This is a genomic window from Streptomyces mirabilis, from assembly GCF_039503195.1.
GTDB classification, from domain to species: domain Bacteria; phylum Actinomycetota; class Actinomycetes; order Streptomycetales; family Streptomycetaceae; genus Streptomyces; species Streptomyces mirabilis_D.
On sequence record NZ_JBCJKP010000001.1, the window covers coordinates 2,575,619 to 2,601,296 of the forward strand.

Annotated in this window: 19 protein-coding genes and 1 pseudogene; 6 read left to right on the top strand and 14 right to left on the bottom strand. The window is 71.6% G+C overall.

Annotation, left to right across the window (positions count from 1 at the left end; translation table 11 throughout):
• The first annotated feature begins 267 nt into the window (after positions 1-267).
• A complete protein-coding gene (locus AAFF41_RS12335; RefSeq protein ID WP_319744778.1) occupies positions 268-870 on the top strand; it encodes a hypothetical protein in 603 nt (200 codons plus the stop codon).
• Between the two features lie 300 nt (positions 871-1,170).
• Positions 1,171-2,238 carry an RNA ligase (ATP) gene (locus AAFF41_RS12340; RefSeq protein ID WP_319744776.1) on the top strand — a complete coding sequence of 356 codons (1,068 nt, stop codon included), beginning with the start codon at positions 1,171-1,173 and terminating at the stop codon, positions 2,236-2,238.
• 109 nt (positions 2,239-2,347) lie between these two features.
• Here the strand turns inward: AAFF41_RS12340 and soxR are convergent.
• Positions 2,348-2,833 (bottom strand): annotated as a pseudogene (gene soxR, locus AAFF41_RS12345) (redox-sensitive transcriptional activator SoxR); the annotation flags it as partial.
• 128 nt (positions 2,834-2,961) lie between these two features.
• Here soxR and AAFF41_RS12350 point away from each other — a divergent pair.
• Positions 2,962-3,423, top strand: a complete 462-nt coding sequence (locus AAFF41_RS12350) for a MaoC family dehydratase (protein WP_319744772.1) — start codon at positions 2,962-2,964, stop codon at positions 3,421-3,423.
• Positions 3,424-3,448: 25 nt separating this feature from the next.
• On the opposite strand, the gene AAFF41_RS12355 is transcribed toward AAFF41_RS12350, so the two are convergent.
• The 3 genes from AAFF41_RS12355 to AAFF41_RS12365 all read right to left on the bottom strand — a co-directional run bounded on the left by AAFF41_RS12355 (position 3,449) and on the right by AAFF41_RS12365 (position 5,588).
• Positions 3,449-4,075, bottom strand: a complete 627-nt coding sequence (locus AAFF41_RS12355; protein ID WP_099923504.1) for a TetR/AcrR family transcriptional regulator — start codon at positions 4,073-4,075, stop codon at positions 3,449-3,451.
• Positions 4,076-4,135: 60 nt separating this feature from the next.
• A complete protein-coding gene (locus AAFF41_RS12360) occupies positions 4,136-4,366 on the bottom strand; it encodes a YiaA/YiaB family inner membrane protein (RefSeq protein WP_067365118.1) in 231 nt (76 codons plus the stop codon).
• Positions 4,367-4,436: 70 nt separating this feature from the next.
• The gene (locus tag AAFF41_RS12365; protein ID WP_343323953.1) at positions 4,437-5,588 is read right to left on the bottom strand and encodes an acyl-CoA dehydrogenase family protein; all 1,152 of its coding nucleotides are present in this window, start codon (positions 5,586-5,588) and stop codon (positions 4,437-4,439) included.
• An 84-nt stretch (positions 5,589-5,672) separates the two neighbouring features.
• Here AAFF41_RS12365 and AAFF41_RS12370 point away from each other — a divergent pair, with 84 nt between their 5' ends.
• The 3 genes from AAFF41_RS12370 (at position 5,673) to AAFF41_RS12380 (ending at position 8,341) form a co-directional block, all read left to right on the top strand.
• Entirely contained in the window at positions 5,673-6,314 is a 642-nt protein-coding gene (locus AAFF41_RS12370) for a TetR/AcrR family transcriptional regulator (RefSeq protein WP_343323954.1), read from the top strand.
• Positions 6,315-6,572: 258 nt separating this feature from the next.
• A complete protein-coding gene (locus AAFF41_RS12375) occupies positions 6,573-7,298 on the top strand; it encodes a metalloregulator ArsR/SmtB family transcription factor (protein WP_319744766.1) in 726 nt (241 codons plus the stop codon).
• Positions 7,299-7,372: 74 nt separating this feature from the next.
• Positions 7,373-8,341 carry a DMT family transporter gene (locus AAFF41_RS12380; protein ID WP_425526244.1) on the top strand — a complete coding sequence of 323 codons (969 nt, stop codon included), beginning with the start codon at positions 7,373-7,375 and terminating at the stop codon, positions 8,339-8,341.
• Here the strand turns inward: AAFF41_RS12380 and AAFF41_RS12385 are convergent.
• The 10 genes from AAFF41_RS12385 to AAFF41_RS12430 form a co-directional block, all read right to left on the bottom strand.
• Complete coding sequence (locus tag AAFF41_RS12385; RefSeq protein WP_319744762.1) at positions 8,338-9,420, bottom strand: Zn-dependent alcohol dehydrogenase; 1,083 nt, start codon at positions 9,418-9,420, stop codon at positions 8,338-8,340. The two genes, AAFF41_RS12380 and AAFF41_RS12385, sit on opposite strands and share 4 nt — an antisense overlap.
• Before the next feature lie 89 nt (positions 9,421-9,509).
• Positions 9,510-10,898 carry an aldehyde dehydrogenase family protein gene (locus tag AAFF41_RS12390; protein WP_343323956.1) on the bottom strand — a complete coding sequence of 463 codons (1,389 nt, stop codon included), beginning with the start codon at positions 10,896-10,898 and terminating at the stop codon, positions 9,510-9,512.
• A 114-nt stretch (positions 10,899-11,012) separates the two neighbouring features.
• Positions 11,013-12,356 (bottom strand): ABC transporter ATP-binding protein, encoded by a 1,344-nt coding sequence (locus AAFF41_RS12395; protein WP_319744758.1) that lies wholly within the window; start codon positions 12,354-12,356, stop codon positions 11,013-11,015.
• A gap of 235 nt (positions 12,357-12,591) precedes the next feature.
• A complete protein-coding gene (locus tag AAFF41_RS12400; RefSeq protein ID WP_319744756.1) occupies positions 12,592-13,821 on the bottom strand; it encodes an MFS transporter in 1,230 nt (409 codons plus the stop codon).
• A 162-nt stretch (positions 13,822-13,983) separates the two neighbouring features.
• Complete coding sequence (locus tag AAFF41_RS12405; protein ID WP_343323957.1) at positions 13,984-15,426, bottom strand: CitMHS family transporter; 1,443 nt, start codon at positions 15,424-15,426, stop codon at positions 13,984-13,986.
• Positions 15,427-15,580: 154 nt separating this feature from the next.
• Positions 15,581-17,839: a molybdopterin oxidoreductase family protein gene (locus tag AAFF41_RS12410; protein ID WP_343323958.1), complete on the bottom strand. Its 2,259-nt coding sequence runs from the start codon at positions 17,837-17,839 to the stop codon at positions 15,581-15,583.
• Between the two features lie 140 nt (positions 17,840-17,979).
• The gene (locus AAFF41_RS12415) at positions 17,980-23,301 is read right to left on the bottom strand and encodes a caspase family protein (protein ID WP_343323959.1); all 5,322 of its coding nucleotides are present in this window, start codon (positions 23,299-23,301) and stop codon (positions 17,980-17,982) included.
• On the bottom strand, positions 23,282-24,139 hold the full coding sequence (locus AAFF41_RS12420) for an alpha/beta hydrolase family protein (RefSeq protein WP_319744748.1): 858 nt from the start codon (positions 24,137-24,139) through the stop codon (positions 23,282-23,284). The genes AAFF41_RS12415 and AAFF41_RS12420 overlap by 20 nt, the downstream gene beginning before the upstream one ends.
• Before the next feature lie 92 nt (positions 24,140-24,231).
• Positions 24,232-24,849, bottom strand: a complete 618-nt coding sequence (locus AAFF41_RS12425; RefSeq protein WP_319744746.1) for a TetR/AcrR family transcriptional regulator — start codon at positions 24,847-24,849, stop codon at positions 24,232-24,234.
• Positions 24,846-25,484, bottom strand: coding sequence for a nuclear transport factor 2 family protein (locus AAFF41_RS12430; RefSeq protein ID WP_319744744.1), 639 nt, complete (start codon positions 25,482-25,484; stop codon positions 24,846-24,848). The genes AAFF41_RS12425 and AAFF41_RS12430 overlap by 4 nt, the downstream gene beginning before the upstream one ends.
• Positions 25,485-25,678 lie beyond the last annotated feature (194 nt).

Below are 25,678 nucleotides of genomic sequence, written 5' to 3' on the forward strand. Positions count from 1 at the left end.
AGCTGTTCGGACGTCACGAGCCGTTTAGAGATCGACGGGCCATGCGGATCCGGCGGCACCCCGCTCATCCCGGCCCGCGGGCTTTTCGACAGGCGGTTGACAGCGAGGGGAGGTAGGCCGGAGGAAGTTCGGTCGGTGACTTATGCCGCTCATCGGAAATTGGATGGAGCCGAATCGCGTGTCGATACGTCTACTCGGCGACGTCCCTGGGACGGCAACGCCGAAGTGACCGAAGTACAGGTGCAGGTGTGACGGAGGTGCAGGGCGATGGCGGGTTTTCGGAGTCTGGCGAGACAGGTGCGAGATCCGAGGAATGATCTGGCGCTGCGACGCTATTCACTGCGCAAGTGCCTGGAGAGGTTCGCCCCTTACGGGCATCGGGCGACCTGGGACCATCTCTGCTCCCGGGCCGGGTTCGGCCCCGAGGACCGGTCCCCCGATCCAGCGCGGCTCGTGGCCGCACTGGACGAGTTGGAGGAGGCCCGCTCCGTCTGGCTCGCCTACGAGGTCGAGTTCGCCGAGCGCCGCAAGAAGGAGAAGCACGACGGGCTGCGCCGGCCGGGCAGCGTGGACGACTGGCACCGGCTGACCTGGGGCGGATTCGGCGTCGCGTGGTGCGACGACCCGCGGATCCACCCCCACGAATCACTGGCCGAGGTGCTGCGCCGGCTGATCGCCGCGCTGGAGCGCGAGCCGGGCACGGTCTGCCCGGTCTGCACCGGTGAGCGCCTCACCTGGATGTACGACCTGGCCCACGAACCGTCGTCGGGTCCCGTCTGCACGGAATGCGGAATCGTCGTACCGCGGCCCGTCCTCACGCCCGAGGCGCTGGCGGAGGCCAGGCGCGGGCGGTTGCTCGTCTCCGCGTGAGCGCTCCGCCGGGTTGAACGGGGGGCGCGCGGCGGGGGTCGCCGGTCGGAGTGAGGCTCGGGGTCGGCCGGGTTACGGGGGCTGCGGGTGAGTCGTCGGCTGCGGGATGGTCCGTGGCTGGGCGCGCAGTTCCCCGCGCCCCTGGCGGGGCGCTGACCTCGCCGGGGTGCGGACGGGGCCGTACAGACCTGTGAATCCGACGCTAGCAGGCGCAAATCCGCTCGCTCCAGCGCTTTCTCCTAGGGACAGTTGGGCTCGATGAAACCCCGTCGAGGTGCCCGCGGAACCCGAGGAGTCCCGATGTCGACGCTGCGCGTCACCGCCGAAGTGCTGACCGTCCACGAGCATCCGAACGCCGACGCGCTCGAACTGGCCCAGGTGGGCCTGTACCGAGCCGTCGTCGCCAAGGGCGCCTACCGCACCGGCGAGAGTGCCGTCTACATCCCCGAGCAGTCCGTGCTCCCCACCACGCTCATCGAGGAGTTGGGTCTGACCGGACGCCTCGCGGGCCCCGGCTCGGACCGCGTCAAGGCCGTACGCCTGCGCGGTGAGCTGTCGCAGGGCATCGTCTGCCGCCCGAAGGCGCTGGCCGACGTCGACCTGGCGCGGGCCGCCGCGGACGGCACCGACTTCGCCGAGGCGCTCGGCATCGTCAAGTGGGTGCCGCCGATCCCGCCCACCATGAACGGCGACGTCGAGGCCGCGCCCGATCTGCTGCCCTGGGTCGACATCGAGAACATCCAGCGGTACCCGGACATCTTCACGCCGGGCGAGAACGTCGTCCTGACGGAGAAGCTGCACGGCTCGGCCTGCCTGCTGACCTACCTAGCCGACCAGGACCGCGTGTACGTCTCCTCCAAGGGCTTCGGCGCCAAGTCCCTCGCCCTCAAGGAGGATTCCCGCAATCTGTACTGGCGTGCCGTCCACGCCCACGGCGTCGCGGCGGCCGCGGCCCGGCTCGCCGAACGGCTCGGCGCCCGCCGGGTCGGCATCTTCGGCGAGGTGTACGGGGCGGGCGTACAGGACCTGTCGTACGGTGCCGACGGGCGCCGCGAGTCCCTCGGCCACGCCGTGTTCGACGTGTCCGCGGAGATCGCCGGCGAGGTCCGCTGGCTGGACGCGGCCGAGCTTCTCGACGGGGAACTGCCGCTGGTGCCACGGCTGTACGAGGGCCCGTACGACATCGACCGCGTCCTGGAGTGCGCCTCGGGCCGGGAGACCGTGTCCGGACGCGCACTGCATCTGCGGGAAGGCGTCGTGATACGCCCTGCCGTCGAGCGCCACAGCCCGGTGACCGGCGGCCGGGCCATCGCGAAGGCGGTCAGCCCGGCGTATCTGACGCGCAAGGGCGGCACGGAGTACGAGTGACGGGACCGGGCGGTCGCGGCACGGGAGCCGCGCTTCCACCCGGCCCCGGGGCGGGTCGAGGGGTGCCCTCAGCAGCACTCTTCGGCCGCGCGCTGCGACTCCTGCCCCCTTGGGACCGCTGCGGCTCCGGCCGTGCGATGACGCGCTCCACCATGAGCCGGGAGCCCGCCTGGCGTTCGCCGAAAACGTCGTCCGGGTTGGACAGCACGCAGTTCTCCAGAGACAGACAACCGCACCCGATGCAGTCGGTCAGGTGATCCCGGAGTCGGCTCAACTGCTTGATCCGCTCGTCGAGTTCGGAACGCCAGGCCTCCGACAGCCGGGCCCAGTCCTCGCGCGTCGGGGTGCGCTCCTCGGGGAGCTCGGCGAGCGCCTCGCGGATGGTGGCGAGGGGGATGCCGACACGCTGGGCGGCCCGGACGAAGGCGACACGGCGCAGCGCGTCACGGTGGTAGCGGCGCTGGTTGCCGGTGGTGCGACGGCTGCTGATCAGACCCTTGGACTCGTAGAAGTGCAGGGCGGAGACGGCGGCGCCACTGCGGGCCGACAACTGGCCGACGGTCAGCTCGTGGATCTTCTCAGGGATCTGGGGCACCCCTCCAACCCTACCTACTGCGTCACCCGCCCTACCTACTTCGTCACACGTCCGGTCCGTTGACATGCGCCCCGCACCCGACCATGCTAAGCAGTTGCTTAGACATGGAGATGTGGGAGGTCGGGAAGATGGCAGAGCCGAGGACGTTCGCGACGGTCGACGAACTGCGGGCCGCGGTGGGCGAGCAGCTGGGGTACAGCGACTGGGTCGAGATCGAGCAGAAGCGGGTCGACCTCTTCGCGGAGGCGACCGGCGACCACCAGTGGATCCACGTCGACCCCGAGAAGGCCGCGACCGGCCCCTTCGGCACGACGATCGCGCACGGCTACCTCACCCTGTCGCTGCTCCCGCTCTTCGGCCCGCAGCTGATCAAGGTCGAGGGCATGAAGATGGGCGTCAACTACGGGACGAACAAGGTGCGTTTCCCCGCCCCCGTACCGGTCGGCTCACGGCTGCGCGCCACCGCGCAGATCACCGGCGTCGAGGACGTGACCGGCGGTGTCCAGGTATCCGTGGCCTTCACCGTGGAGCGCGAGGGCGGCGACAAGCCGGTGTGCGTGGCCGAGTCGGTGTCGCGCTACTACCTCTGAGCGCCCCCACCCGCCGGGGGGGCCGCTACTGCTTGGCCCCGACCATGCGCAGCACGAGGTCGGCGTAGAGCGCGCCGACCTCGTCGGGCGTACGGGGCCCGTCGACGTTGAACCAGCGGGCCACGTCGATGCAGAGGGAGAGCACGGCGAGCGTGGTGCCCGGCACGTCCGGCACGTCGAAGTCGCCCGCCGCCACGCCGTCCGCGATGATGCCGCGCACGGCCGCGTCGGTCTGCCGTCGCAGCGCGACGATCTCCGCCCGCGCCTCGGGCCCGAGGGCTTCCAGCTCGTACTGCACGACCCGCGCGGTGGTGTGCTGCCCGGCGTGCCACCGCACGAAGGACCGCACGGCGTCGGTGAGCCGCTCGGCGGCGCTGCCGCCGCCCTGCGCCGCGCCGCGCACGATGTCGAGCGCCTTGTCGTGCCCGATCCGGCTGATGCGGTGAAGCAGCTCTTCCTTGGTCTTGTAGTGGATGTAGAGCGCTGCGGGGCTCATGCCCGCGCGGCCCGCGATGTCCCGGGTCGTCGTCGCGTGGTATCCGCGCTCGGCGAAGGCCTCCACGGCGGCGACGAGCAGCCGCCGGGCCGCGTCCGGGGTGACCTCGGCCCACGGCTGCATCTCGCCGCCGGCCGTCTCCTCCGCCGTACTCATCGCTGGTTCGCCCCTCTCGCTGACAGGAGGTACACCATACCGCCGAAGCTGAGCGGGCGCTTAGCGTGCCCGCTCGGCGCCCGCGTCCTGACGGTCCCGGATCACCTTGGCCAGCGTGAAGGACGACGTCACGAGATAGAGGACGGCGATGGCCAGAAAGGCTCGCACCCAGGCGTCGGCGTGCAGCTTGTAGATACCGACGGCGGTCGCCACCATGGCGACGGAGAAGGAGGCCACGGCCTGCCCGTAGAAGGCAGCCGTGTTCTGATGCTTGACGGGTGTCTCACTCATGGGGACAAGGGTCGGCGGACGCGACCACCGCCGCATCCGCCCTCGTACTCAGTGCCGCGTGCGGGCGTACTCAGAAGGCGGAAACCCCCGTCAGCGCGCGCCCGATGACCAGCTTCTGTATCTGGCTGGTGCCTTCGTAGAGGGTCATCACGCGGGCGTCGCGCAGCAGCTTGCCCGCCGGGTACTCGTCGATGTAGCCGTAGCCGCCGAAGACCTGGAGTGCGTTGTTCGCGGCGCGCACGGCGGCCTCGGAGGCGAAGAGCTTGGCCTTCGACGACTCCGTGGCGAAGGGCAGTCCGCGGTCGACGAGATCGGCGACCCGCCAGGTCAGCAGCCGGGCCGCGTCCACGTCGACGGCGATGTCGCTGATCAGTTCCTGGACGAGCTGGTGGTGCGCGATGGTCTTCCCGAACTGCTCCCGCTCGGTCGCGTACCGCACGGCGACGTCCAGGGCCGCCTGGGCGATGCCGACACACCCGGCGGCGACCGACATCCGCCCCTTGGCCAGGGCGGACATGGCCACGGAGAACCCCTTGCCCTCGGGCGCGAGCATCGCGCTCGCGGGTACGCGTACGTCCTCCAGGACGAGTTCGGCGGTGGCCTGGCCGCGCAGGCCGAGCTTGCCGTGGATGGTGCGGCGGGTCAGGCCGGGGGTGTCGGTCGGCACGAGGAAGGCGGAGACGCCCTTGTGGCCGGGCGCGTCGGTGGAGCGGGCGAAGAGCAGGACGACGTCGGCCCAGGTCCCGTTGGTGATGAACATCTTGGTGCCGTTGATGACGTAGTCGTCGCCGTCGCGTACGGCCTTCGTCGTCAGATTGCCCGCGTCCGAGCCGGTGCCGGGTTCGGTGAGGCCGAAGCAGCCCACGTACGCGCCGGAGGTCAGCCCCGGCAGCCACTGCCGCTTCTGCTCCTCGCTCCCCCAGTACGCGATCGTCTTGGCCACCAGACCGAGCGAGACGGAGACGATGCCGCGCACGGAGGAGTCACCGCGGCCCAGTTCCTCCGTCACGAGGCAGTACGCGAGGTGGTCGCCGCCGCTGCCGCCGTACTCCTCGTCGACGGTGAGCCCGAGGAAGCCGACCTCGCCGAGCTTCTTCACGAGCGAGCGGTCGACCTCCTCCGCCCGGTCCCACTCGACGACATGCGGGGCGATCTCGCGGTCCACGAAATCCTTGGCGAGTCGCCGGACGGCGGTCTGCTCCTCGCTGAGCTCCAGGTTCATGACGGTCACCCCATGTGAAAGCCGTACATTCGAATAGCTAAATTAGCACTGCTAGTTTAACTCCGCAGCCCTACTATGTGCGCCATGGCCCGACCGCGCAAGCCCCTCCTGAGCACCGACCGGATCGTCGACACGGCGCGGGCCCTGGTGGACGCGGAGGGTCTGGTCGCCGTCTCCACGCGGCGGCTCGCCGCCGAACTGGGTGTGAGCGGGCCCTCCCTCTACAACCACTTCCGTACCAAGGACCAGATCCTGGAAGCGGTGGCGGACTCCGTGAGCGCGCAGGTCGACCTGTCGATGTTCGAGGACGGGCGGGACTGGCGTACCGCCCTGCACGACTGGGCCGTGTCCTACCGGGCGGCGCTGCGCGACCACCCGAACATCGTCCCGGTCCTTGCCCGCGGACCCGGGCGCCGACCCGCCGGGCTGCGCCTCGCGGACGCCGTCTTCGGCGCGATGGTCGACGCCGGCTGGCCACCGGCCCAGGCCACGTCGATCGGCGCCCTGATGCGCTACTTCATCATGGGCTCCGCCCTCGGGTCCTTCGCCGGGGGCTTCGTCGACGACGAGAGCGCGTACGATCCCGCCGACTATCCCCACCTCGGGCAGGCCCACCTGCTTGCCGAGCAGCAGGAGAAGGTGGACGAGCGGGCCTTCGAGGTGGGGCTCGGGGCGTTGCTGGACGGGCTGGCGGAGCAGTTCGGAAGGGTGACGGGCACCGGCTGACGGAGCCGAGGCGGCCGGGCGGGCTTGTCGGCTGCAGGTGGGTGGGGATGCGGGGCGAAGCCCCGTCCTGGGGGCGCGGGGAACTGCGCGGTCGGCCCCCACCGGCCGTCGGCCGAACGAGTCGGGCGGCGGATGCGGGGATGCGGGGCGAAGCCCCCGCTTCAGGGGCGCGGGGAACTGCGCGCCCAGCCCCCACCCGCGGCCGAAGAACCCCTCGGCCCGGAGACCGTTCGGCAGGGGCCGAACGGTCGAGGGCGGATGATGGGTGGCATGACGAGGTCGACGGATCCGGTCGCACCGGGACTCGCCGCGCTGGCGGCGATGTTCGCGGACGAGACCCGCGCCACCTTCCTGCTCACCCTGCTCGACGGCCGCGCCTGGACCGCGGGTGAACTGGCCAGGCACGCCCACGTCGCCCCCTCGACGGCCAGCGAACACCTGGGCAAGCTCGTCGCGGGCGGCCTGCTCACCGAGGACCGACAGGGCCGACACCGCTACGTACGGCTGGCGGACCCCCACGTCGCCCAACTCGTCGAGGAGCTCGCCGCCCAGGTCGCCCCCGACACCACCCGACGCCCCCGCACCCTGCGGGAAGCCGGCACGGGCTCCGCGATGGCCCGCGCCCGCACGTGCTACGACCACCTCGCGGGCCGCCTCGGCATCACCCTCACCGACGCCCTCACCCACCGCGGCCTGCTCCGCCAGGACACCGGGTTCGCGCTCACGGACGCGGGCCTGCGATGGTTCGACGAGGCAGGCATCGACCTGAACCGCACCGGCCGCCGGCCCCTCACCCGCGGCTGCCTCGACTGGACCGAACGCCGCCCCCACCTCGCGGGCACCGCCGGCGCGGCCCTGTGCCGCCACGCCCTGGACGCCCACTGGTGCGTGCGTATCGGCTCGGAGCGCGCGGTCAAGGTCACGCCGGACGGCGAGCGGGCCTTCGCGGAACTCCTGGGCATCGAACCGACGGCACTCCGCTGACCGGCCATGTCCCACCGCGGCGTCCGAAAGCCGCGAGTGCCCTGCCCCGTACCCCACCTAGCCTCGGGACCATGATGAACGCCACCTCCCCCACGTCCGCCCGTCGCGCGGACCTGCTCGCCGCGGGCGCCGCGACCGTCACGGTCGTGCTGTGGGCCTCCGCCTTCGTGTCGATCCGCAGCGCGGGCGCGGCGTACTCGCCGGGCGCGCTGGCACTGGGGCGGCTGCTGGCGGGATCCGTCACGCTGGGCGCCCTCTGTCTCGTACGCGGCGAGGGGTGGCCGCCGCGCGGGGCCCGGCGCGGGATCGCGATATCCGGCCTGCTCTGGTTCGGCTTCTACATGGTGGTGCTCAACTGGGGTGAGCAGCAGGTGGACGCCGGCACGGCGGCGCTCGTCGTGAACATCGGCCCGCTGCTCATCGCGCTGCTCGGCTCCCGACTGCTCGGCGACGCGATGCCACCGCGGCTGCTCGCGGGCATGGCGGTGTCGTTCGCGGGGGCGGTCGCGGTGGGGTTGTCGATGTCCGGCGAGGGTGGGTCCTCGGTGCTGGGAGTGGTCCTGTGTCTGCTCGCCGCCGTCGGCTACGCGGCGGGGGTCGTCGCGCAGAAGCCGGCGCTCGGGCGGGCGAGCGCCCTCCAGGTGACCACGTTCGGATGTCTGGTCGGGACGGTGGCGTGCCTGCCGTTCGCGGGGCAACTCGTCCACGACGTGGCGAGCGCGCCCGCCGCCGCCACCCTCAACGTGCTCTACCTGGGCGTCTTCCCGACCGCGCTGGCGTTCACGACCTGGGCGTACGCGCTGGCCCGGACCACCGCGAGCCGGATGGGCGCGACGACCTACGCGGTGCCCGCTCTCGTCGTCGCGATGTCCTGGCTGTTCCTCGACGAGGTACCGGCGCTGCTCACGCTCGCGGGCGGCGCACTGTGCCTGGCCGGGGTCGCGGTGTCCCGCTCCCGTCCCCGGTCCAAGGCTTTCAGGGACACGAGGAACCCCGCGACCGGTCCCCACACACCCGCGGACGACCACGCCACCCGGGGCTAGAACACCACCAGCGCTCGTCCGCCCTTCCCCGCCACCATGTTCTCGAACGCCCCCGCGATCCCGTCCAGTTTGATCCGCTCGGTCACCAGCATCCCCAGATCGAGCCGCCCCGCCCGCACATGCTCCGCCAGCACCGGCAGATCCCGCGCGGGGTCGGAGTTGCCGTACACGCAGCCGGCCAGCGTACGGCCCCAGTGGAAGATCTCCAACGCGTTGAAGGTGACCTGCTGGTCCTTGCCACCGATGCCGACGACCGTCGTACGCCCACCGCGGCGCGTGGAGTCCCAGGCCGCGCGAATGGTCACGGCCCGACCCACACACTCGACGGCGACGTCGACACCCTGCTTGCCGGTGAGGGAGCGGATCTCGCGGGCGGTGGTGTCGGAGGCGACGACGTAGTGCGTGGCACCGGCCTCGCGTGCCAGTGACTCCTTCTCCGGAGAGATGTCCACCGCGATGACCTGCGACGCGCCCGCGATCCGCGCCGCCTGGAGCGCCGCGAGCCCGACCCCGCCCACCCCGAACACGGCGACGGTCTCACCGGCACGGACCCGCGCCGAGTGGTGGACGGCGCCGTACCCCGTGAGGACGGCGCAGCCGAGGAGGGCGGCGTCGGTGAGGGGGACGCCGTCCGGGACGGGGAGGACGCAGCCTGCGGCCACGACGGTCTCCTCGGCGAACGCGGCGACGTTCAGGCCGGGATGGAGGTCGCTCCCGTCGGAGGCGCGCCGCGCGTACACGTCGCCCGCGCCGGTCAGCGCGTTGGCGCACAGCCACACCTCCCCCAGCGAGCAGGCGTGGCACCTTCCGCAGGAGGGCGCCCAGTTGAGGACGACTCCGTCGCCGGGCTCGACACCCGTCACGCCCTCCCCGACGGAGACGACGGTCCCGGCACCCTCGTGGCCGAGGACGGCGGGGACGGGCACCCGCATGGTGCCGTCGGACAGCGAGAGGTCGGAGTGGCAGACCCCGGCGGCGGCCAGCCGGACGCGGACCTGACCGGGGCCGGGCGCCGGGAGGTCGATCTCGGCGATCTCCAGGGGAGCGCCCACGGCGGGAAGTACAGCAGCGCGAACCACGTAAAAGCTCCTCGGCCCAGAACTCTGGAACTGACGGGAATGGAGTGGAACGGAGTGGAGTGGTGTGGAACGGAGTGGAGTGGAACGGGCTAGAACTGGAGGGACTTCGTCTGGAGATACTCGGACAGTCCGTGCGCGCCCAGTTCCCGTCCGACCCCCGACTGCTTGTAACCGCCGAACGGGGCACTGGGGTTGAACCGGCCACCGTTGATGTCGACCTGCCCGGTGTCGAGCCGTCGCGCGAAGGCGACCGCCTCGGCCTCGTCACCCGCCCACACCGCGCCCGCGAGCCCGTACACCGTGCCGTTGGCGATCCGGACGGCGTCCTCCTCGTCCTCGTAAGGGATCACCGACAGCACCGGGCCGAAGATCTCCTCCTGCGCGATCGTCATCTCCGGGGTGACGTCCGCGAAGACCGTCGGCTGGACGAAATACCCCTGCTCGCGCGGGGATTCGGGGCCGCCCGCGACGAGCCGGGCGCCCTCGGCGACGCCCTTGTCGATGTAACCGCGCACCCGCGCCTGCTGCTTGGCGTTGACGACCGGGCCGATGCGGTCCCCGTACTTCGCCGCGGCGGTCGCGGCGAGTTCGACCGCCTCCTCGTACTGGGCGGTCTGCACGAGCATGCGGGTCCAGGCGCTGCACGTCTGGCCGGAGTTGGACATCACGTTGGCGACGCCGACGTTGACGGCCTTGGCGAGGTCGGCGCTCGGCAGGATGACGTTGGCCGACTTGCCGCCGAGTTCGAGGGCGACCCGCTTGACGGCCGCACCGGCGGTCGCTCCGATCCGCCGCCCCACCGCCGTGGAGCCCGTGAAGGAGACCAGGTCCACGTCCGGGTGTTCGGCGAGGGCCTGGCCCGCGACCGGGCCGAGGCCGGTGACGAGGTTGAAGACGCCCGCCGGGACACCCGCCTCCGCGACCGCCTCCGCGAAGAGCTGGGCGGTGAGCGGCGTGTCCTCGGCGGGCTTCAGGACGACCGTGCAGCCCGCCGCGAGCGCGGGGGCCACCTTGGCGACGATCTGGTGCAGCGGGTAGTTCCAGGGCGTGATCGCGCCGACGACACCGATCGGTTCCTGGTAGACGGTCGAATTGCCGACCTTCTCCTCGAAGGCGTACGTGGCCGCCAGTTCGGCGTACGAGCCCGCGACCAGGATCGGTACGGTCGCGTGGACCGCCTGCGAGAAGGACAGCGGGGAGCCGAGCTCCGCCGTGACCGTCTCGGCGATCTCGTCCTTGCGTGCGGTGAGGACGTCACGCAGGGCGCCGAGCCGCGCGGCCCGCTCGGCGGGCGGCGTCGCGGCCCAGGCGGGGAAGGCGGCGCGGGCGGCCCGTACGGCGGTGTCGACGTCCTCGGCCGTGCCCGCCGGCACCCGGCCGAGAACCTGTTCGTCCACCGGGTTCACGACCTCGATCGTGTCCGTCCCGGCGGCGGGGCGCCAAGCACCGTCGATGTACATGCCGTCATGTGCCTTCATCGTGTTCCTCCCGGGCGGGGGCGTACCGTCCGCCTCGCGGCGTCGTCCGAACCACAAACTAGCGGTGTTAGTTTTCAGGCGCCAGACGTCTTCCCGCGACTCACCCTGCTCACCTCACTCGTCCAGGTCCGGCAGCCGCGCCGGAGCGGGGCTGATGCGTTCGCCGTGCTGGTCGAAGACGAACAGATGGGCGAGGTCGACGAGGAGGGGCACCTGCATGCCGTGACGGAGGTCGAAGTCGGGGGTGGTGCGGACCACCAGGTCGCCGGGGAGCCGGCCCTCCGGAGGTATCTCGTCGTCGCGGGCGGGACCCATGCCGGCGGGCTCGTCGAGGTCGACCACCGGGCCGGCCCGCAGACCGGCCCGGCGGTCCCGGAGACGGTCGAGGAGCGAGCCCTCACGACGGCGGCGCCCGACCGGGCGGACCGGGCGCGGCGCCTCCAGATCCGGGACGAACGCGGGCCGCGAGCCGGTGTTGAAGTGGACGAGCACCTCGTGCCCCTGGAACTCCACATGCTCGACGAGACCGCTGATCGCCACCTCGCCGGGCCGGGCCTCCGACGGCTTGGCCAGGCGGACGGCCTCGGAACGCAGCCCGACGATGACCTCGCGGCCCTGCTGCACCCGCAGCAACCGCTGGTCCACCGACCAGGGCTCGCGCAGCGGCAGATACTGCTTGCCGAGGCTGATCGTCATCGCCCCGTCGAGCGGCGCCCGGACCAGGCCGCGCAGCAGATTGATGCGGGGGGTGCCGATGAAGGCGGCGACGAAGACGTTCGCCGGCAGTGCGTAGACCGTGCGGGGTGTGCCCACTTGCTGGAGGACGCCGCCACGCAGGATGGCGACCCGGTCGCCGAGCGACAGCGCCTCGGCCTGGTCGTGGGTGACGTACACCGTGGTGACGCCCAACCCCCTGGTGAGCGAGGCGATCTCGGCACGCAGATGGTTGCGGAGTTTGGCGTCGAGGTTGGAGAGCGGCTCGTCCATCAGGAAGGCGGAAGGGTGGCGCGCGATCGCTCGGCCCATCGCCACGCGCTGGCGCTCGCCGCCCGACAACTGGTGGGGAAAACGGTCGAGGAGGTCCTCGATGCCGAGCATCCGGGCGGTGGCGTCGACACGCGGACGCGGGTCCTCGCCGGGGGTCTCGATGCGCAACGGGAAACCGATGTTGTCGCGGCCCGTCATGCTCGGGTAGAGGGCGAAGTTCTGGAAGACCATCGCCATGTCCCGCTCGGACGGCGGCAGATCGCCCGCGTCCTCACCGTCGAGACGCACCTCGCCCTCAGTGGCGTTCTCCAGGCCGGCGATCATCCTGAGCACGGTCGACTTGCCGCAGCCGGAGGGACCGAGCAGGACGAGGAACTCGCCCGGCCGGATGTCCAGCGACAGCCGCTCCACCACGCGGACCCCGCGCGTATACGACTTGCTGACCTGGTGCAGGGAGATGGCGCGTGTCATGAAGGGTGCCCCCGGGGGCTCAAAGGGCGCTGTCGCTCCGCGGTCGAGACGCCCCGAGCGGGCCGCAAGGGACGTATGAGTCACGGAAGTTAACGGACCGCGACCACCCGGGGGAAGACACCCGGCGGGATCCGGCGTGTCGCTTCCCGCCCCTGTTCGGGCGCGGCGGAAACGGACGATCGCCCACCGGCCCGACAGACACTTCGCCACACCCTCGTCGGGCCGGTCGCGGAGGTCAGATGTCGCTCTTGCGCCGCAGGCGCACTCCGGGCCGTACGGGCTCGGCACGGCCCGCGGGCGCCTTCCTCGGCGAGCGCAGCGCGACGCCCGAGGACAGCACCAACAGCGCGCCCAACATCACGAACGGCGCGGCCACACCGGCGGCCCCGGCGACCAGCCCTGCCGCGGCCGGGGCGGCCACCTGCCCCAGACGGTTGCCGGTCAGCCGCAGGGCCAGGGCCGTGGAGCGGGCCTCGTCCGGGGCGGCCTGCACGACCGTCGTCATGGACAGCGGCTGGCCGACGCCCAGACAGAAGCCGAGGACCAGCAGCATCGCGGCCAGCGCCCACACCGGCACGGGCAGCGCCAGACCCGCGCACAGCACACCGGCCACCAGACAGGTCGCGGTGAGCAGCGCCGCCCGGCCCAGCAGTCGCAGCATCGGCGTCATGACCAGTCGACAGGCGATGGTCGCCGCCGCGCGCAGACTGAGCAGCAGACCGATCACGGACGGCGCGATGCCCCGGTGCTCGCCGACCACGGGCAGATACGCGGTCAGGATGTCCGTCGCGGACAGCACGGAGAGGCTGATGAGGATTCCGGCGGGTACGCCCCGGGCGCGCAGAATGCGGTGCACGGGCACACGGTCGCCCTGAGCCGTACGGGACTCGGCGGGCGTACGGTGCTCGATGCGCCACAGCGAGGTGAACGACACCGCGGCGAGCGCGCCCGCCACGAGCAGGGCCTGCGCGCTGCTGCCCGCCCTGTCCGGGCCCCCGATCAGAAGGCCCGCGACGATCGGCCCGACCAGTTGGCCCAGGGACGCGCCGATGGTGAAATGGCCGAAGTTGCGGTCCTGTTCCCGCGGCGCGGACTGCCGGGCCACGATCGACTGGGCGCCGATGACGAAGCAGAGGTGACCCAGGCCCATCACCCCGCTCCAGGCAGCCATCGCCACCAGCGAGTCCGCCGTACCGCTGAGCGCGCAACCGCCGGCGATGAGGACGACCCCGACGGGCAGCAGCGGGGCACAACGTCCGTGGTCGGTACGGCGGCCCAGCGGTACGGCGGCGAAGAGGGGCAACAGGGCGTACACACCGGCGATCACACCGATGGCGCGTTCGTCGGCGCCCAGGGCGAGGGCCCGGTAGGAGACGGCGGGCCGGGCCATCGACACCGCCCCCTGCGCGAAGCCGAAGGCGATGACGAGGCGCAGCAGCCAGCCGCGGTTCCGACCGGGCCCCACGGGGACACCCCTCCATCCGATGACGGATTACAGATGACGGATTTCAGAGAACAGGTGGCAGATGACGGGTATCGACTGGCTGATATCGACTGACAGATAACAGGTGACGGATTTCGCATGACAGATGACAGATGACAGAAACTGTCAGCCGACACCCACCCGTCAGATGATGCCGAACACAATCCCCGCCCCCAACACCACCAGCGAAGTCAGCGCCGCCCACTTCACCACGAACCTCGTGTGGTCGCCGAATTCGACCTTCGCCATGCCGACGAGGACGTATACGGCGGGCACCAGCGGGCTGGACATGTGCAGCGGCTGGCCGACGAGCGAGGCGCGGGCGATCTCCAGGGACGAGACTCCGTGTGCCTGGCCCGCTTCGGCGAGGACCGGGAGGACACCGAAGTAGAAGCCGTCGTTCGACATGAAGTAGGTGAGCGGGATGCTGAGGACACCGGTGACGAGGGCCATGTGCGGGCCCATCCCGTCGGGGATGTTGGAGACCAGCCACTTGGACATGTGGTCGACCATGCCGGTGCCCTGGAGGACGCCGGTGAAGACGGCGGCGGCGAAGACCATGCCGGAGACGTTGAGGACGTTCTCGGCGTGGGCGCCGAGGCGGGCCTTCTGGTCGGGCATGTGGGGGAAGTTGACGGTGAGCGCGAGTGCGGCGCCGAGCAGGAAGAGGACCGGGATCGGCAGCCACTCCATGATCATGGCGGTGAGCAGCGTGACCGTGAGGAGCGCGTTGAACCAGTAGAGCTTGGGGCGCAGAGTGGCGCGGTGGGGGTCGAGACCCTGGAAGTCGTCGTCCGCTTCGGGCAGATCGGCGTCAGCGCCGGAAGCGGTGCCGGAGCCGGAGCCCGAACCACCCGTGCGCGCCGCCCTCTTCGCCCCGCCGACGGCGTCGGCGCCGTCGCCGGAGGCGCCCGCACCCGCGCCGACGAGCACCGTCTCGGTCTCCGGCTCCAGGACCTCGTCCAGCGTCAGCACGCCGAGCCGCTTGCGCTCGCGGCGCCCGAGAACGTACGAGAGGGCGAGGACGCCGAGCAGGCCGACGGCGAGGGCCGGGATCATCGGGACGAAGATGTCGCTGGCGTCGAGCTTCAGCGCGGTCGCGGCGCGGGCCGTGGGGCCGCCCCAGGGGAGCGTGTTCATGACGCCGTTGGCCATGGCGGCGACGCCGGTCATCACGACCAGGCTCATCTTGAGGCGCTTGTACAGCGGGTACATCGCCGAGACCGTGATCATGAAGGTGGTCGAGCCGTCGCCGTCGAGGGAGACGATCGCGGCGAGGAGCGCCGTGCCGACCACGATCCGCAGCGGGTCGGCCTTGCAGAACTTGAGGATCCCCCGGACGATCGGGTCGAAGAGACCGACGTCGATCATCACACCGAAGTAGACGATCGCGAACATCAGCATCGCCGCGGTGGGGGCGAGGCTGGTGACGCCGTCGATGACGTAGTCACCGAGCTTGGCGCCCTTTCCGACGAAGACACAGAAGAGTGCCGGGATCAGCACGAGCGCCGCGATCGGCGACATCTTCTTCAGCATGATCAGGACCAGGAAGGTCGCGATCATGGTGAAGCCGAGGATGGTCAGCATGAGTTGGATTACCTAACGTTCGCCCTTGAACTCCCACCAGGGACGGCGGTGCGATGACGTTAGGTCGCGCAAGATTGCGTTAACAAGATGTTGACACGCGAGCAATAAGCGCAAAACTCCAGGTCACAGGCTTGTCTCGGGGAGCGGAGGCCCGCTACGGGCACGCTGCGAGCTCCACCGGCACCCCGTTGAGCACCGCCGTACCCGACAGCGGGTCGAGGAGCGAGCCGTCGAGGAGCTGGTTGACGTTGACGCCCGGATCGAGGGCCGCATGGCTCATCCGGGTGCCGGGGCGGTCGTGTCCCCAGCCGTGCGGCAGGCTCACCACCCCACGTCGTACGGTGTCCGTGACCTCGGCCGGGGCGACCACTTCTCCCCCGGCGCCCTTGACGCGCACGGCCGTCCCGTCGGCGAGGCCGAGGCGTGCCGCGTCCTCGGGGTGGATGTGCAGGGTGCAGCGGTTGGTGCCGCCGGTGAGGGCGGGGACGTTGTGCATCCAGCTGTTGTTGGAGCGCAGATGGCGGCGGCCGACGAGGACGATCGCGGCCGGACGCTCGCGCAGGGCGGCGCGCAGCCGGGGAAGATCGTCGACGATCGGCGCCGGCAGCAGCTCGATCTTTCCGCTGCGCGTCTTCAGCGGCTGCGGCAGACGGGGGCGCAGCGGTCCGAGGTCGATGCCGTGCGGGTGGGCGAGCAGTTTCTCCAGGCTCAGGCCGTCGGGCCGGGCGCCGAAGCCCTCGCCGTAGGGGCCGAGGCGCAGCATCATGTCGAGCCGGCGTTCGGGTCCGCTCTCGCCGGTGAGCCGCGTGGCGAGTTCTTTCGGGTCGCGTTCGTGGACGGGTCCGTGCGGGTCCTGGACGGCCTTGCCGAGGGTGGAGTCGATGACCATGGCGTCCACGGCGGACGGGTCGGCGCCGTGCATGCCGGTGGCGGCGAGCACCAGCCGGGCGAGGATCTCGGTCTCGGCCATGCGGCCCGGTTCGAGAGGGACGGCGGGGCGGTTGTAGCGGACCTGGTTGCGTACGGCGAGGGTGTTGAAGGCGAAGTCGTGGTGGGCGCTCTGGGAGGGCGGGGGCGGCGGCAGCACGACGTCGGCGTGGCGTGCGGTCTCGTTCAGGTACGGGTCGACGCTGACCATGAAGTCGAGGGAGTCGAGGGCCTTGTCGAGGCGGTTGCCGTCGGGTGCCGACAGTACGGGGTTGGCGCCGATGGCGATGAGGGCGCGGACGGGGCTGCCCTCGTGTGTGGCGGTGTCGATCTCCTCGGCGAGTGCGGCGAGCGGGAGTTCGCCCTTGGCCTCGGGGTGGCGGCTCACCCGGCTGTGCCAGCGGCCGAGCGCGAAGCCGCGGCCGGGTCCGGCGGGGCGGGGGGTCTTGTCGGTGGCGGCTTGCGGGAAGAGGGCGCCGCCGGGACGGTCGAGGTTGCCGGTGAGGATGTTGAGGACGTCGACGAGCCAGCTGGCGAGGGTGCCGTGCGGGACGGTGCAACTGCCGATGCGGCCGTAGACGGCGGCGGTGGGGGCGGCGGCGAGTTCGCGGGCGAGTTCGCGGATGGTGTCGGCGTCCACGTCGCAGGCCTCGCTCGCGGCCTCGGGGGTGAAGTCCCGTACGGCGGTGGCGAGTTCTTCGACGTCGTGGACGTGCGGGGCGAGGTCGCGCAGGTCGACGAGTTTCTCCTCGAAGAGGACGTACGTCATCGCGGCGAGCAGCAGGGCGTCGGTGCCGGGGCGGATGGTCACGTGGCGGTCGGCGAGTTTGGCGGTACGGGTGGTGCGCGGGTCGATGACCGTCAGGGTGCCGCCGCGGGCGCGCAGTGCCTTGAGCTTGCCGGGGAAGTCGGGGGCGGTGCACAGACTTCCGTTGGATTCCAGGGGGTTGGCGCCGATGAGGAGGAGGTGGTCGGTGTGGTCGAGGTCCGGGACCGGGATCGCGTTGGCGTCGCCGTAGAGCAGGCCGCTGGAGACGTGTTTGGGCATCTGGTCGAGCGTGGAGGCGGTGAAGACGCTGTGGGTGCGCAGCGCGCTGAGCAGGACGGGCGGGTAGAGGGCGCCGGCCATGGTGTGCACGTTCGGGTTGCCGAGGACGATGCCGAGGGCGTGCGGGCCGTACTGCTCGACGATCGGGCCGAGGCCCGCCGCGATCGCGTCGAAGGCCTCTTGCCAGGTGGCCTCGCGCAGTTCGCCGTCCGTGCGGACGAGGGGGGTGCGCAGCCGGTCGGGGTCGCCGTCGGCGGCGCCGAAGGAAGCGCCCTTGGGGCAGATGAACCCTTTGCTGAAGACGTCGTCGCGGTCGCCGCGGGCGCCGGTGACGCGGGTGCCCTCTATGGTGAGGGTCAACCCGCAGGTGGCCTCGCAGAGGGGGCAGACGCGCAGGGCGGTGCGGGAGTCGGGGGTGGCGCCGGAGGTGCGGGACACGGGTCCTCCCGGAGGACGGTGGCGACGGTGGCACACGGACTGGGGATGAGCATACCGACCGGTACGGATGGGCGGGAGGGCTCTGGAGGATCACGTCGGAGAATCGCGAGGGCCGGGCCCGTGGACCGTCTCCGGGACGGTCAGTCGAGAACGACCAGTCCGTTGCGGGTCGCGACGACCAGCGTGCCGTCGGGGCCCGCCGCGAGGTCGGTCACGGCGGAGGGAATGTCGATGAGCTGCGGCTCGTCGGCGTCCAGGCCGAACACGGCCAGCTCACCGGCCTGCTCCCCCGCCACCGCGTACGCGCGTCGTCCGGGGAGCACCGTCGCATGGTGTATGCCGAAGGGCACCGGATGGATGGTCAGCTGTTCCGCACGGCCGAGGTCGCCCGGGTCCACCGCGTACACCCGCACCAGGCTCCGCCCCACCACCAGGAGGCTCGCACCGTGGGCGTCGTTCATCGCGAGCACGTTCCTGGCGCGCGAGCCGAGGACGTCTCCTTGGAAGACACCGCCGTCGTCGAGGTCTTCGAGCCGCAGGGCGGTGAAGCGCGGATCCGGGCGCCGTCTGGTGAGCAGGGACCAGGAGAGACTGAGCAGCGCGCTCCGCGTCATCCACGGCTCGGTCCTGGTCTCGAGTCTCCTCGTGAAGTCCGACCACGACACCGCGACCCGGCGCTCCCCGAGTCGTATCTCCCAGGTCCCGGGTGTCCTGCGGTGGTCGAGCTCCGACACCCCGAGCCATCTTCGTGCCGGGTCGGCGAAGTCCCAGCTCTCCACGATGCCGCGCGCGCTGTGGGTCCGCAGTACCGGGCCGGGCGCGTACTCGGTCGCCAGCGCCCCCACCGCGCTCCCGCAGATCGACCGCAGACGGCCACGGGCGGTTCCGTCGGCCCCGTCGCGGATGAGCAACTCGCCGTCCGGTCCGCCCGCGACCACCTCGTTCACGTCTCCGTGGGAGACGACGGTGACCGCCAGCACCGGCCGCACCGCCTCCAGGGACCGAGCGGTGTGCCAGCCGTCCTCGGTGTGCCGGAGCAGGAAGACATCGCCGGTGTCGTCTCCGCACAGGACACCTCCGTCGGCCCCGGCAAGAGCGGACACGGGTTTGGGCAGCACGCTCGTGCCGGCCGGCCCCGTGCGCACCAACCGCCGGTCGTCGCCCGCGCTGACCAGCAGAGGGTGGTCGGGGCCCGGCACATGGGACAGGGCCGTCACACGTGACGTGTGTGCGGTACGCGCCGGTCCGAGCGGCCGGCACTCGGGCAGGGACCATTCGCGTACCGTGCCGTCGTCGGCGCCCACTCCGAGCCGCCCGGAGCCGTCGGGGGCGAGCGCCAGCGCCGTCGTCCAGCGCTCGCGGTCCGGTTGTGGCCCTCGGGCGTACCAACGCTCTGCGGTGACGTCCCAGCACGAGATGCGTCCCGTGTCGGTCCCCACGACGACGACGTCGCGACCGCGCACCCGGCCGGTGCAAAGGGCCGTGACGATCTCGGGGACGGTGAACTCCTGCTCGGCCACCGCGAGTCCGTCCCGCAGCACGAGGACGCGCACGCGCCCCCCGTACTCCCCCGTCACCACAAGATCGCGGCCGGTCGACGTACGCCCGGTCGCCGCCGCTCCGTACAGGGGCAGTTCCCACGGGTAGGGGTGTGGAACGGTGCGGTGCCAGAGCTCGTGGGGGGTGCCGTCGGCGGACCAGCAGCGGATCATGTGGTCCTGGCCGACGCTGACGACCGCGGGAACCCCTCCGGGGCCGCGGATCGCCCCGAGCGCGAGAACACGGTCGTCGTGGGCCTCTGTACGGGTGGCGTTGGCGGCGTGCTCGGTGGGCCAGCAGTGGATGACGCCGTCCGAGCCACCCACCCACACCGTGCCGTCCACCATGCGGACGGCGGTGGCCTCGTGGCGTACGGTGCGGCCGCCGATCCGCTCTCCGGTCTCCAGGTCGTACGCCTGGACACCGCGCCCCGGTGTCTGGACCACGACGCTCGGGGTACGCCGCAGGTCGAGTGCCGTCAGCACAGTCCCCTCGCCCGTGCCGACGCGCAGGGGGCGCCCTACGGGGCGGCCGCTGTCCACGTCGATCCGGTGCAGCGAAGCGTCCGCGGTGACCACCGCGGCCAGCCACTGGCTGCCCGCCCAGTGCACGGCGAGGGAGTTCACGTTGGCCGAGCCGTGAAGCAGCGTTCTGACGGGTTCGCCAGTGATCAGCGAACTCAGCCGGACCGAGCCGTCGCGGGCCGCCGTGACCACCTGTGGGCCGTCGGCGTGCGAACGGATCACCTCCACGGAGGTGACGGGTCCCTCGTGGCCGGTCACGATACGACGCAGCCCGTGCCGCCCCACGGTGTACACCGTGACGCTCCCGTCCGCGTGCCCCAGGAGCAGTTCGCCCGGTGCCGCCCCGGAAGGAGCCGCGCAGCAGGTGACGGGCGGCAGCGTGACCTGGGTACCGCGCGGCCGCTCCATACGTGTGCCCCGTTCGGGCAGTGCGGGTCCGAGCGTGGCCGAGATGACGGCCCCCGACTGCTCCCGCAGCCGCTCGTACAGCGCCACGTCGGCGGGATGGACCTGACGCCACTGTCTGCGCGGCTCCGGCAGACCACTGCCCCGGAGCAAGTCGTGCACGACGACCTGGCCGCCACGAAAGCGGAGCGCGGCATAGCGGACGCCGGAGTCCGTCGGCGTGTCGGCCGCCGCCTGGACAACCGTCACCTGCTCGGCGGGAACAAGACCGCGCGCCTCTCCTTCCGGGTCCAGCACCGGATGGGCGGGCAGCCGCCAGGTCTCCGGCGTGCCCCGGCCCGACCTCAGCTCCCACAGGTGCAGAAGCCGCGCCTCGGGCACGGCCGCGTTCCCGAGCACCCGCTTGGTCACGCTGCGCACATCGCCGAAGTCGGTGGACAGTACGGCCGCGTACGAGCCCAGCGCGGGCAGCGCCGTCAGCGTCTCCTCCCACAGCCCGAACGGAAGCCGGGCGGTCCAGACGAGATCGCCCTTGAGCAGATCCCACTGCCGCAGCGGGGTGGGGCCCTCGACGACGCCGAGGAAGCGGGCACCGCCGTGCGCGACGGGCACGACGACGCCGGGGCACGCGGGCGGAGCGGCGAGGGACCTCGCGCCTTCCTGCGGATCCCACACCGCCCAGCGTGCCCGCCAGGGCAGTGGCTCACCTTCGTCGCAGGTACGTGCGAGCCGGTCCGCCCGGCGGCAGACGGCCGCGAGACGCAGCCGGGCCCGTGCTTCGGGGTCCGGGCCTCGCCCTCCTCGTTCGCGCAGCATGTCCTCGATGTCGCGCAGCGCCTGACCCGCTCCGATTCCGTCGTGGGTGCGCAGCGAGGGCAGTGCGGCCAGCAGGTGCCCCGGATCGCAGCCGAGTACGAAGTCGGCGTCCTGCACGAGTTCGTCGAGGACGGCGCCCTCCGCGGCGTGCCGGGCCAGGTGTCGGCGTGTGTACGGGTGCGGGATCTCACGCAGCACTCGGGTGATGGTGTGCTGGACCGCCCGGGCGTCCACGCCCTCCCGCAGGTAGTCGATGAGCGCTTGGTGGTAGACGCGGTAGACCGACCCGTGGTCCTCCTCGGCTTCCACCAGATAGGAGCCCGCGACTTCCAGGAGCCAGGCGATGTCCTCTCCGCTGTAGGGCCGTCCGGCCAGGGCTGTCGCAAGTCGTGGCCAGACAGCGCCCCAGGGCAGCCCGACGCCCTGCGCGAAGGCCACAGGGAGCAGCAGGTCCCTGGCCCGGGTGCGGTCCGCTCCGAGACGTTCCAGGTCGCGTTGCATGGCCTGGCCCGGCATCTTGGGCAGGGCGGCTCGCCATCCGGGGTGGTACGGATCGTTCGGCGGGTCTTCCCGCACGAGGGTGCGCGCTGTGATCAACGCGACGAGGAAGGATCTCCCCGCCGCTTCGGCGACCGCGTCCGCGATGGCGCCTAGGTGATCCTGCCGGTGACGGACGAGGGTCGAACCGGGAGCCGTGAGTACCTTGTGGGCGTACGCGCGGACGGCTTCCGGGTCCGTGTAGGACTCGTCGTCGAGGTCGATGCGCAGGGCGCGGGGGCCGAGCCGTACCGCGATATGGGGTCGGGCTCCGATCAGCAGGCGCAGCGGCAGTCCCAGTTCGGCGTCGGAGAGCAGCATCAGTGCTTCGACGAGCCCTTGCGGATCCAGCGCCTCGTCGACGGCGTCGATGAGCACCACCAGCCGTTCTCGGCGCTGTAGCGCCGGAATCAGCGCCTCGACGGAATGTGCGCCGGGGACTCCCGCCGCGGTGGCGATGCGGTCGATGATCTGGCGGGTGGACTTGTGGCTCGCGAGCACGGAGTCGTCGATGGACCCTGGCTCGGGCACGGTGTCGGCGGGAAGCCCGTCCCGCGGCAGGGAGGCGCGGCGTTGCCGGTCGCTGAGGATCGCGAAGAGACCCAGCACGGCGGACTTCCCGGAGCCGGGTTCCCCCGTGACCACGCACAGCCGCTCGGCCGCCCGCTCCGGGGAGAGCCAGGCGTTGATCGCGCGCAGCGCGGCATGGCGGCCGGTGAAGTGCGCGACGTCCTGGGCGGGGAGGTCGGTGCCGCGAGCTCTGGGGTCGAAGTGGCTGGTCACCTCGGTCTTGCGGTCGTCACGTTGGCGGGCGAGACGGGCGAAGAGTTCATCGCCCTCGTCGACCCTGCGGTCGCGGGCTCCCCGGACGTATCTGGGGTTGGGGAGGAACAGGGGCAGGCCGGCGGTGCCATCGAGCAGCGAGGTACGCGGCTGCTGCCAGGCGGGCAGCCGCGGGTCCTGCGAGAGGGCGTACAGGATGTTGTTGAGGTCGAGGTGCTCCGGTGCCCGGTCGGCGTTCGCCCGGTCGCGGACGGCTCGGTCGAGAGCCTTCGACAGGGCCCCGGGCGCTGTCTCCTGCTTTCGGCGGCAGGAGGAAATCATGACCAGACCGTTGCCCGCGGTCTTGCCGGTGACAGGTCGGAAACGGCGGGCCGTGAGCGCGCCGCGCAGGGCGGCGTCCATGCCCTCCTCGGAGTGGCATGCGTCCAGCAGCACCAGCAGCCGTTCGATCCCTGTCTCGTCCCACAGCTCTCCGACCAGGTCTTCCGAGCGCAGCGCGGTCCCTCGCAGGTCGTGGTCGCTGTCGGCGGTCAGGAGGTAGTGCCGGCCGCTCTGTTCCGCGATGGTCCCGTGCCCCGCGAAGTAGAGGACCACGTAGTCGTCCGGGCGCCGTTCCTCGGACACGGCGAACGTCCTCAGCGCCTTGAGCAGTTGCTCCTTCGTCGGATCGGGTCCGGTGACGGCCGCCCGCTCGTAGCCGAGGAGGCCGACGAACAGGTCCTCCATACGCCTGACGTCGTCGGCGAGTTCGGGCCGGTCCAGATCGGGGCGTGCGTGCACGCGAGGGACGGCCGCTGTGATCAGGTAGCGGCGCGGCGGGCCGTCGGGCGCCCGGCCCTCATCCGGCTGGACAGCCATGGGCGACCGCCCGGCCCGCCTCGACGGTGTTGAGGTAGCGCGTGGCGTCGTGCGCCCGTGAGCCGTTGTGCACGAGGTGGCAGCGGACCGCGTCGCCGAACAGCGGGCGCAGGTCTTTCACCAGGGCGACGACATCGCCTTCGTCGGCGATGTTGGTCCAGGACTCCACCGCTCCGGGCCAGTCGCCGGGCTTCCCGCCCGCGCCCGCCCGCAGCCGGTCGAAGACCAGATTCCGGATGCCGAGGGGTGAGCCGAGGGTGAGCAGAGCGCGGACCGGCCATTCGGGGTGGGCGCACAGGGCTTCGTACGCCACGACGCTGCCCAGCGAGTGGCCGACGACCATCTCCGTGCGCGGGGTCACCGTGGCGGCGACCCGTTGTTGTACGGCGTCGCGAACGGCGGATCCGCAGAGGTAGGCGCGGACCTGCCGGAGATCGAGCACGAGGGCGCGCAGGGCGATCGAGGAGAAGAAGCGGGACTGGCTGAGTGCGTCCAGGGCGCGCTGGACGGCTCGTGGGGTGCGGGCCAGGGTACGGGCGTCGGGTGGCATCACGCCCTCGTCGGTGCGGGCCGCCTCCGCCCACAGGGCGAGGAGGAGGTCGGTCTCGAAGCCCTCGCCGACGTCCGAGGCGTCGAGCGGCGGGTCCTGGACCGCGAGGGTCCGGCCGGGCGGCCGGAACAGGTCTCCGTAGAAGACGCAGTGAACGTCCGCGGGTTCGAGTGGCCGCGCGCCGACTCGGTGCAATCCGTCCGCGAGCGCGGGATACCAGTGGGAGTGCTGTTCCTGTTCGCCGCTGTGCTGCTGTCCGATGCCATGGACACACACGACCCGGGACACTCCGCGCCTCCCCCGCTCGGCTGCCTCGGATCACCATAGCAACGGGGACGGGAATCGCGCCTCGGCTCAACAGCCCCTGTATCAGGCCCTGCTCAGTCCAGGACCCGTGCCAGATAGGCGCGCAGCAGCTCCCGCGTCTCCCCGATGATCCGCTCGTCCCCCTCCGGGGCGATCCGGAAGGCCAGGTGGACCAGGCTGTCGGCGGCCTCCACAGCGACCAGGAAGGTGCGCCGGAGGTCTTCGTCGGGGGTGCGGTCGAGGTAGTCGGAGAGGAGGTCGGTGAGGCGGTCGGCGACGCGGGTGTTGGGCTCGGCGTCGCGGGTGCCGACGGGTATCTGGTTGCCGAAGTCGACGAGGGAGAAGCCGGGGGCGGTGAGCTTCATGGCGAGGTACTCGTCGAGTACGGCGTCCATGGCGGCGCGCCAGCCCTGTGCGCCTGTCGCCCGGAGGCGTTGGGTGACGCGTTCGGTGTAGCGCTCGAGGTTGCGCTGGGCGAGCGCGTCGGCCATGGCGCGCTTGTTGCCGAAGAAGCGGTAGACGGAGCCGATGGGGACGCCCGCGCGCTGGGCCACGGCCCGGGTGCTCAGGGCGTCGTAGCCGACCTCGTCGAGGAGGTCGGCACAGGCGTCGAGGATCCTGGTCAGTCGTTCGGCGCTGCGCCGCTGAACGGGCGCGCGGCGCAGCGAGGTCGCTTGGGGCACAGGCTTCATGATGCCTTTCCGCCGGGATCCGGTGAACCTCCCGTGTCGGTTCGGCCCGCGACGTCGTTCCCGCTCAGCGTCGATGTCGGTGTCGACGCGGGGGTCGACGGGGGCGGCGCGGTGGGTGTCGACGGCCGGGCCGACGCGGCGGCCCCGGAGGCGGTGATGTCCGCCGTGCTCTCGACGGGCTTGCCGTGGACGGCCCACGCCGTGCGGTCGTCGGCGTACAGGCGCGCGGTGACGTGGTGGGTGCCGCGTGGGACCAGCTCGCCGGCGAGGTGGTACTCGGCGGTGCGCAGGGTGGCGAGGTTCCGGCCGTCCAGGGACAGCAGCGCGACGCCGCGGCCGGCCACGGCCTCCGCCTTGGCGGCGGCGGGCGAGAAGCGGAAGCGGTGGACGGTCAGGCGGACGTCCCAGCCGTCGTCGGAGGCCGGTTGGACCTCGATGGCGACCTCGGGTGCGCTCTTCTTGTCGACCTCACGGTAGTGCCGTCCTTCTTTGTCCGTATCGTCCAGGATTTTGCCCACGGGTGAGGGCGACACCGCATCCCTCCGCTCGTGTGCGGCGCCGGTGCCGCAGCCCGCCGATCCGCCGAGCAGGACGCAGACCGCGAGCGCGGCGAGCACTCCACGCTTCCACGACATGTCGGGGACATTAGAACAACGCTCTGACAGGCGAATCCCCCTGGAGTCGGGTTCTTGGGGCGTACCGCCAACCCTGGGGTGTACTCCGCACGGAGGTTCCGGCGTCGCCCGTTCGTCGGCCACGCACCTCGGCGTACCTCTTGCGCGCGAAAAAACTGAATCCTACGGTGAAGCATAGGAATCAGGCGCGAGGG